The sequence below is a fragment of the Kitasatospora sp. NPDC056783 genome, assembly GCF_042789895.1.
Taxonomy (GTDB): domain Bacteria; phylum Actinomycetota; class Actinomycetes; order Streptomycetales; family Streptomycetaceae; genus Kitasatospora.
Window position 1 is genome coordinate 1 of sequence record NZ_JBHUAF010000377.1, and the last position, 8,542, is coordinate 8,542.

8 protein-coding genes are annotated in these 8,542 nt (G+C 72.8%); 6 read left to right on the top strand and 2 right to left on the bottom strand.

Annotated elements, in window-relative coordinates; translation table 11 throughout:
* Positions 1-41: 41 nt before the first annotated feature.
* On the bottom strand, positions 42-1,103 hold the full coding sequence (locus tag ACFRMQ_RS34065; RefSeq protein WP_380734637.1) for an ATP-dependent DNA ligase: 1,062 nt from the start codon (positions 1,101-1,103) through the stop codon (positions 42-44).
* Positions 1,104-1,169: 66 nt separating this feature from the next.
* Here ACFRMQ_RS34065 and ligD point away from each other — a divergent pair, with 66 nt between their 5' ends.
* Complete coding sequence (gene ligD, locus ACFRMQ_RS34070) at positions 1,170-2,177, top strand: non-homologous end-joining DNA ligase (RefSeq protein WP_380734638.1); 1,008 nt, start codon at positions 1,170-1,172, stop codon at positions 2,175-2,177.
* Positions 2,178-2,192: 15 nt separating this feature from the next.
* On the opposite strand, the gene ACFRMQ_RS34075 is transcribed toward ligD, so the two are convergent.
* Positions 2,193-3,389, bottom strand: a complete 1,197-nt coding sequence (locus ACFRMQ_RS34075) for an 8-amino-7-oxononanoate synthase (protein WP_380734639.1) — start codon at positions 3,387-3,389, stop codon at positions 2,193-2,195.
* A 177-nt stretch (positions 3,390-3,566) separates the two neighbouring features.
* Here ACFRMQ_RS34075 and ACFRMQ_RS34080 point away from each other — a divergent pair, with 177 nt between their 5' ends.
* The 5 genes from ACFRMQ_RS34080 (at position 3,567) to ACFRMQ_RS34100 (ending at position 8,482) form a co-directional block, all read left to right on the top strand.
* Entirely contained in the window at positions 3,567-4,028 is a 462-nt protein-coding gene (locus tag ACFRMQ_RS34080) for a WXG100 family type VII secretion target (protein ID WP_380734640.1), read from the top strand.
* Between the two features lie 57 nt (positions 4,029-4,085).
* On the top strand, positions 4,086-6,311 hold the full coding sequence (locus ACFRMQ_RS34085) for a hypothetical protein (protein ID WP_380734641.1): 2,226 nt from the start codon (positions 4,086-4,088) through the stop codon (positions 6,309-6,311).
* A 47-nt stretch (positions 6,312-6,358) separates the two neighbouring features.
* Positions 6,359-7,072, top strand: coding sequence for a hypothetical protein (locus tag ACFRMQ_RS34090; protein ID WP_380734642.1), 714 nt, complete (start codon positions 6,359-6,361; stop codon positions 7,070-7,072).
* 29 nt (positions 7,073-7,101) lie between these two features.
* Positions 7,102-7,842, top strand: a complete 741-nt coding sequence (locus ACFRMQ_RS34095; protein WP_380734643.1) for a hypothetical protein — start codon at positions 7,102-7,104, stop codon at positions 7,840-7,842.
* Positions 7,843-7,948: 106 nt separating this feature from the next.
* Positions 7,949-8,482: a hypothetical protein gene (locus ACFRMQ_RS34100; RefSeq protein ID WP_380734644.1), complete on the top strand. Its 534-nt coding sequence runs from the start codon at positions 7,949-7,951 to the stop codon at positions 8,480-8,482.
* The last annotated feature ends 60 nt before the right edge of the window (positions 8,483-8,542 follow it).

Genomic DNA, 8,542 nt, shown 5'->3' on the forward strand with positions numbered 1-8,542 from the left:
GGCCGGGCCGGGCCGGGCCGGGCCGGGCCCCTCACCACGCGTCAGATCCCCAGCACCGCACCGAGGTCGTACGAGAGCGGTTCCTCCAGCTGCGCGTAGGTGCAGCTCTCCGGCGCGCGGTCCGGCCGCCAGCGGCGGAACCGCGCGGTGTGCCGGAACCGGGTGCCCTCCATGTGGTCGTACGCGACCTCGGCCACCCGCTCGGGGCGCAGCGCGATCCACGACAGGTCCTTGCCGCCGGTCCAGCGGCTGACGGCGCCGGGCAGCCGGCCCTCGGCGTGCGCGGCCTCGTCCGCCCAGCCTCCCCACGGGTGCCCGGAGACGTCGTCCATCCGCAACGGGGCCAGTTCCTCGGCGAGTTCGCGGCGGCGGGCCATCGGGAAGGCCGCGCAGACACCGACGTGCTGGAGCCGGCCCGTGTCGTCGAAGATGCCGAGCAGCAGCGAGCCGACCACCGGGCCGCTCTTGTGCTCGCGGTAGCCGGCCACCACGCAGTCGGCGGTGCGCTCGTGCTTGATCTTGTACATGGCCCGCTCCCCCGGCCGGTACGGCTGGTCCAGCGGCTTGGCGACCACGCCGTCCAGCCCGGCGCCCTCGTACTCGGCGAACCAGGTGTGCGCCAGGTCGAGGTCGGTGGACGCGGGAGCGGTGAACACCGGGTCGGCGGCGCCGGCGAGCGCGGCCTCCAGGGCCGGGCGGCGCACCGACAGAGGCTCGTCCACCAGGCTGTCGTCACCGAGGGCGAGCAGGTCGAAGGCCACGAAGGAGGCCGGGGTGCGCTCGGCGAGCAGCCTGACCCGGCTCGCGGCGGGGTGGATGCGCTCCAGCAGTTCCTCGAAGCGCAGCCGTCCCTCCCGGGCGATCACCACCTCGCCGTCCAGCACGCAGCGCGGCGGCAGCTCGCGCCCGAACGCCTCGACCAGTTCGGGGAAGTACCTGGTCAGCGGCTTGCCGGTGCGGCTGCCGAGTTCGATCTCGTCGCCGTCGCGGAACACGACGGAGCGGAAGCCGTCCCACTTGGCCTCGTACTGCATCCCCGGCGGGATCTCGGCCACCGACTTGGCCAGCATCGGCGCCACCGGTGGCATCACGGGCAGGTCCATGCGTCCGATCCTCGCCCGGTTCGCCCCGGGGCGCGCGCCGGGCGCACCGCGCTTAGCGTGAGGGGCATGGGCTCAGCCGTGGAACTGGATGTCGCCGGGCGCACCGTCCGGCTGTCGAACCCGGACAAGGTGTACTACCCGGAGCGCGGCTTCACCAAGCTGGACGTCGCGCGGTACTACCTGGCCGTCGCCGACGGGGTACTGCGCGGGCTGCGCGACCGCCCGACCACCCTGCAGCGCTTCCCGGACGGGGTGGAGGGCGAGTTCTTCTACCAGAAGCGCGCGCCCAAGGGCCTGCCGGAGTGGCTGCCCACCGCCCGGATCGAGTTCCCCAGCGGCCGCTCCGCCGACGAGATCTGCCCCACCGAGCCGGCGGCCGTGCTCTGGGCGGCCAACCTGGGCTGCCTCACCTTCCACCCCTGGCCGGTGCGGCGCTCCGACACCGGCCACGTGGACGAGCTGCGGATCGACCTCGACCCGCAGCCCGGCACCGACTTCCACGACGCCGTCCGCGCCGCCCACGAACTGCGCGCCCTGCTGGGGGAGTACGGGCTGCGCGGCTGGCCCAAGTCCTCCGGCGGCCGGGGCCTGCACGTGTACGTGCCGCTGGTGCCCGAGTGGACCTTCACCGACGGGCGGCACGCGGTGATCGCGCTCGGCCGGGCGCTGGAGCGGCGGATGCCCGGACGGGTCACCACGGCCTGGTGGAAGGAGGAGCGCGGCGAGCGGATCTTCGTCGACTACAACCAGATGGCCCGCGACCGCACCATCGCCTCCGCCTACTCGCTGCGCGCCCGCCCGCGCGCCACCGCCTCCGCCCCGCTGCGCTGGGAGGAGCTGGACGACGCCGCCCCCGAGGACTTCGACCTGCGCACCGTCCCCGTCCGCTTCGCCGAACTCGGGGACCTGAACGCCGAGATGGAGCAGCACGCGTTCCGGCTGGAGCCCCTGCTGGAGCTGTACGACAAGCAGCTCCACGACGAGGGCCTCGGCGAACTCCCGTACCCGCCGGACCATCCGAAGGCCGAGGGCGAACCGCCCCGGGTGCAGCCGAGCCGGGCGAGGAAGAAGTAGCCGGCCGGGGGGACCTCAGCCCCGCGCGCCCGCCGGAGCCAGTTCGGCGACGATCCGGACGGCCTCCGAAATCTGACCGTCCGTCAGATCTCCCCGGGCGGTCAGCCGCAGCCGGGAGACGCCGTCCGGGACGGAGGGCGGGCGGAAGCAGCCGACGGCGAGGCCGGCCCGGCGGCAGTCGGCGGCCCAGGCGACGGCGGCCTCCGGGCCGGGGGCGCGGACGGAGACCACCGCGGCCTGCGGCTCGCAGGCCGCCAGTCCGGCGGCGGTGAGCTGCCGGGCCAGGGTGCGGGCGACCTCCCGGGCGCGCTCCGCGCGGGCGGGCTCGGCGCGCAGCAGCCGCAGCGCGGCCAGCGCGGCACCGGCGGCGGCCGGGGCGAGGCCGGTGTCGAAGATGAAGGTGCGGGCGGTCTCGGTCAGGTGGCGGATCACCCGGCGCGGGCCGAGCACGGCGCCGCCCTGCGAGCCGAGCGACTTGGAGAGGGTGACGGTGGCGACCGCGTCCGGCTGCCCGGCGAGTCCGGCCGCCGCGAGCGCCCCGGTGCCGCCGGGGCCGAGCACGCCCAGCCCGTGCGCGTCGTCCACCAGCAACGCGGCGCCGTGCGCGCGGACGGCCCGCGACAGCGCGGGAAGCGGGGCGGCGTCGCCGTCCACCGAGAACACCGAGTCGGTGACCACCAGTGCCCGCCGCCGCGAGCGTCCGGCGAGCACCTCGGCCACCGCCGCCGGATCGGCGTGCGCGACGCGGTGGACGTCGGCGCGGGAGAGCCGGCAGCCGTCGATCAGCGAGGCGTGGTTGTAGGCGTCGGAGACGATCAGGGTGTCCGGGTCGGTGAGCGCGGTCAGCGCCGCGAGGTTGGCCGTGTACCCGGAGGAGAACACCAGCGCGGCCTCCGCTCCACAGAACTCGGCCAGCTCCTCCTCCAGTTCGGTGTGCAGCACGGTCGTCCCGGTCACCAGCCGCGACCCCGTCGAACCGCCGCCCCAGCGCAGCGCGGCGTCCGCCGCGGCCCGGGTGACCACCGGGTGCCTGGTCAGCCCCAGGTAGTCGTTGCCGGCGAGGTCCAGCACCGCGTCCTCCGCCGCCCGGCTGCGCAGCGTCCGGGTCAGTCCGGCCTCGGCCCGCATCGCGGCCGTCTCGTCGAGCCAGTCGAAGACGTGCGCCGGAGCGGGGGCGGAGGTGCGCGGCTCGGCCGCGAGCGGATGGTTCATGCCCGGCACTCTGGCACGCCACCGCCGGTCGGGCAATGTGCGACCCGGCACAGGACGGGCCGGCCGATCTTGTCGTGATTCACCAAGAGTTAACCGAGCATCAATATTCAATTCACTGAAACCGCATCGGCGAAAATAGTACGCTCCATGCTGCATTCTTTACCTGGGGGGTAAACCGTGACCGACCTCGAATTCGAGCGTCGCATGAATCCGTGGCTTTTCGACGACAAGGGCAATCTGACCGAAGCCGCGAAGAAGCAGTTCCCGGACCTCGCCGGCGCCAACGCCGCCCCGGTCTCGCTGGGCCCGGTGGGCCCCGCCGCCGGCGGCCAGACCATCGCCGTGAACGCCGGCGTGCTCCAGCAGGCCGCGCAGAACGCCTTCGCCCTGCGGGACGCCGTCAAGACCGAGTGCGACCAGCCCGGCGAGCACGTCAACGCCGCCGCCGGGTCGCTCAAGGGCTGGAACCTCGGCGGCGCGCTCACCGGCACCTGGACCAACTGGACCGGCCAGTCCGGCAGCCTCCAGACCACCGTCGGCGACATCGGCACCAACCTGCGGACCACGGCGCAGAGTTACAGCAAGACCGACTCGGACATCCAGGCCACCTTCAACGTGGCGCAGGGCCCCAAGGGCTAGGTCCTGTCCTGGTCAGCGGGACAAGTCGGCAACACAAACGGGGGAAGCAACACCATCATGGTGACGTACAGCCAGCTCAAGCAGGTCGACCTCGGCAGCCTCGCCTCGGCGGCGGGCGACTTCGAGAACCTCGTCCGCAAGTGGGACCTCACCCAGCGGATGCAGTCCGAGGTCCTCGGCACCATCCAGCAGTCCGGCTGGCACGGCGACGCCGCCGGGCTCGCCAACGCCAAACTCACCTGGGCCCGCGACCAGATCCACGCCGCCTTCGAGGAGGCCTCGGCCCTGGCCAAGACCCTCCGCGACGCCCACACCGAGATCACGGCCGCCAAGCAGGACCTCACCACGGCCGTCCAGCACGCCGTCACCGACGGCCTCACCGTCGACGACGAGGGCGCGGTGCACTGGCCGCCGCCCACCACCCAGGCCGACAAGAAGGACATGGAGTACGCCAGGGTCTGGAAGGCCAAGGCCGAGACCGCCGCCAAGGCGATAGGCGCGGCGGTGGACCGCGCCACCGAGGCCGACCTCGACGCCTCCAGGGCCCTGAGCGACGACACCGGCAGCGACGCCACCGCGTTCAACGCCACCCCGGTCGGCGGCATCCCGGAGGAGGAGGCCAAGGCCGCCACCTACATCCTCGGCCTCGGCGCCGACGCCACCGACGCCCAGGTCAAGCACCTCCAGGAGATCCTGGAGCACCACAAGAACGACCCCCGGTTCGCCACCTCCTTCTACGGCAACCAGGACCCGGGCACCTTCATGGCCAAGTACGGCGCCATGGCCCAGAGCGGCGACTACGCCAACAGCCCGGCCCGCAGCGCCGCGATCAAGGCCATCCAGCAGGACCTCGGCCTCACCCTGGCCACCGCGACCGACACCAAGCAGCCGCTGCACGTCTCGGACGACTGGGAGACCAGGTTCCGGGCCGCCGGCGCCAAGCAGATCCCCGTCCCGCCGGGCGCCGACCCGGCGCACAGCCCGTACGGGTACCAGATCATGGCGAACCTGCTGCGCAACGGGAAGTACGACGCGCACTTCCTCAACCCGATCGCGGAGCACGTCACCCAGCTCACCCAGGAGAACCCGATGCGCTGGGACGCGGCCACCAAGGCCTCGTACCCGTTCACCGAGCTCAAGTTCATCGGCGTGCCCGACAAGGACGGCAACATCCGGGGCATCAACCCGATGTCCGCCATCCTGGAGGGGCTCGGCCACAGCCCCGAGGCCGCCACCAAGTTCTTCCACGACGCGCCGACCACCTACAACCCGGACGGCACCGTCAAGAGCACCGGCGGCCCGAACACCTACCTCAAGACGCTCACCGACACCGGCCCCCGGTCCCTCCTGCTCGACCAGCAGTACCCGCCCCGGCCCAACCCGGGCACCGCCGACCCCTTCGACGTCAGCGCCCTGGGCCACGCCCTGGAGGCCGCGACCACGGGCAAGGCGTACGACGACGTGGACGGCAAGTTCCCCCCGCACACCGGCGCGATGAACGACGTCATGAAGGAGGTGGTGAAGACCTTCGGCACCAAGAACGGCCCGGACCTGCTCAAGGACGGCCTGTTCGCGAACCTCAACGGCAGCCTCGGAAACATGACCGCCAACTACATCGGCGACGTCCAGAACGCAATGGAGGGGAAGGGCAAAGAAACGGACCTCTTCCGCCAGCCTCAGATCGCACGCCTGCTCGGTGCACTCGGCCAGAACCCGGACGCCTATGCCTCGATCGCGGCCGCGCAGCAGGCATACACCACGGCCCAGCTCCAGGACGTGCTGGCCCACCCCGAGTTGCACAAGGACCTGGCCGTGGCGGTCCAGAACGTCGCCAACCCGGCCGGGAAGGTCAACGGTCTGATCACCACCGCCATGATCGAAGCCATTTATGAGAAGCACACCGCCAGCGACGCCGAGTTCAACGCCGCCATCGACACCAAACGGGAGATCGCCGGCCAGGTCTGGTCGTTCGCCGGCGACGCGATCAAGGGCGGAGCGCCCCTGATCGGAGAGGGCATCGACACCGCGGTCAACCAGATCATGGACAACGTCGCCAACGGCTACAAGGTGGACACCCACAACGAGGCCAGCGACGAGGCCGGCACCGCGAGGGAGGGGGCCGAGCGCAGGTCGAATCAGGCGATCATGAACGCCATCCACGATGCCGGCCGCAACGCGGGCGCCGACCCGAACTACATCAACGACGTGGCCATCAGAGCCGCCCAGGAAGAGGAGACCGGCTACAGCATCGGCCAAGGCTTGTACCACACTGTCACCCGCTAGGGCTGACCCCGCGTCCCATCACCTGCCACGACCGAGAGCGCTGAGAAATGGTTGACGTCGCCCACATCATCCCGCCGTCCCCGGACGACCCGCCCCCGCAGCGATCCCGGATCCGCCCCTGGCACGCTGCCGTCGCCCTCGCGGTGGCGGCCGCGGTGGGCGGCGGGCTGTGGGCGTGGAAACCCTGGCAGTCGGTGGAACTGCCGCAGAGCGCGTGCTGGGGAGTCCTCGACGCGAGCGACCTGAAGCCGCTGACGGGCCCGGACGGAAAGGCCTTCGAGCCCAGGCCGGTCCGCGAGATCGACACCCCCGCGAAGCCCACCTCGGGGAGCCGTGACACCCATTGCCTCGTCATGTGGCCAGGCGCGACCATCCTGCTCGACGCGGAGGTACGACCGGCACGCGACCGGATCGACGCCGACCGGAGGAACGATGCCGGCGACGGACCGGTCATCCCGCTCGACTTCGGCCCCGGCACGACCGGGTGGGTGGTCACGGCCGACAGGATCGCCCCCGGGAACACGACGGTCCGGCTCTACGTACCGTGCGACTACGACGCCCCGAGGGACGACAGCGACCAGCCCCCGCCGAAGTACTTCGGCGTGCTGGTCTCCGGGGACGTCGTCGACGGCGCCTCCCCCGGCAAGGCCCACCAGGCGTACGCGGACATCGCCCTCAAGATCGGCAGGGCCGCCGCGACCGCGTACGAGTGCCGGAACACCGTGACGCTGACCGGTACCGCCCCCCGTGTCCCGTCCTAGCCCGACCGACAACAGGAGCCGCCCGAACCATGGTTGACGTCGCGCACATCATCCCGCGCCCGCCCGACGACCCGGCCCCGCCGCCGGGCCGATGGCGGCGGTGGCTGGCCGGGGGCCTCGCGGTGGCCGTGGTCGCGGGTGGCGGGCTGTGGGTGTGGAAGCCGTGGCGATCGTTGGAGATCGTGCGCAGCGCCTGCTGGTCGGCGCTGTCGGCGGACGACCTGAAGCCGCTGGCCGGGCCGTACGGGGACGCGTTCGAACCGGTGCCGCGGGCCCGGATCGCGACGCCCACCGCGCCGGACGAGCCCCGGATCCGCAGCATCGACTGCCACGTCAGCTGGCGGGGGGACGACGGCTCCGGCCGGTTCCTCCTGGAGGTCCAGGTCGCCCCCGCCTGGGACGGGGCCGACGCCGACCGCGCCCGTGACACCGCGCAGCACTACTCCGTCGCCGACCTGGACTTCGGCTCCGGCGCGGTCGGGCTGGCCAGCACCTATCCGAGCCACCACGTCCGGCTCTACGTCCGCTGCGACTTCCCGGTCCCCGCCTCGGACAGGCCCGACCGCAAGGCCCCGCCGTACGTCCGCGTCGACGTCGGCGGCGACCCGGTCGGCGGCGCCTCACCGGCCAAGTCCCGCCAGGCGTACGCCGATGTGGCGCTGAAGATCGCCCGGGTCGCCGCCGCCGAGTACCAGTGCGCCAACGAGGTGCGGCTGCCCGCTGCCGCGCCCGCCGTCCCGGAACTCGCGAAGGAGAAGGCCGATGGCTGACCGCCCGCGCCGCCGCCGTGCCCTGCCGATCGCGATCGGCGCGGCGGTGCTCGCCGCCGGGGTCGGCGGCGCGCTCTGGTACCTCAAGCCCTAGCAGGGGGTGGACGTGCCACAGAGCGCCTGCTGGAACGCGTTCACCCACGAGGACCTGGCCACCCTGGCGGGCAAGGGCCACAAGGCCGTCGCCTGGCAGGACCCGACTCCGCTCTCGGACCGGGACGGCTTCGCCAACCCTTCCTGTGGCGCCGACTGGCACGACACCACGATCGCCGCCGTCGTCATCGAAGCCCGCGACGAGAAGTTCCGGCAGACGAAGACCACGGCGGAATCGACCGGCTGGGAGCCGGCCCGCCCCGCACCACTCGACTTCGGCCCCGGCGCCCAGGGCTGGCTGTTCCACGAGGGCACGGTGCAGCTGCTGGTCCGCTGCGACGTCCTGGACAAGGACGGGCGGCCGCCCGTCTTCCCGTACCGCATGGTCAACGTCACCGGCGACCTGGGCGCCGCCGACGCCCCCGCCGCCAAGGTCCACCAGATCCGCGTCGACGCCGCCCTGAGCGTCGCGAAGGAGCTCGTCCGCGCCCAGGGCTGCACCAACGCCCCCCAGCTGGCCGCGCGGCCGCCCGCCGCGCCGTTCTGACCCGTGGCGGGCGGGGGGGGGGGGGCCCGCCCGGGCGCCGGGGGGGGGGGGCAGGGCCCC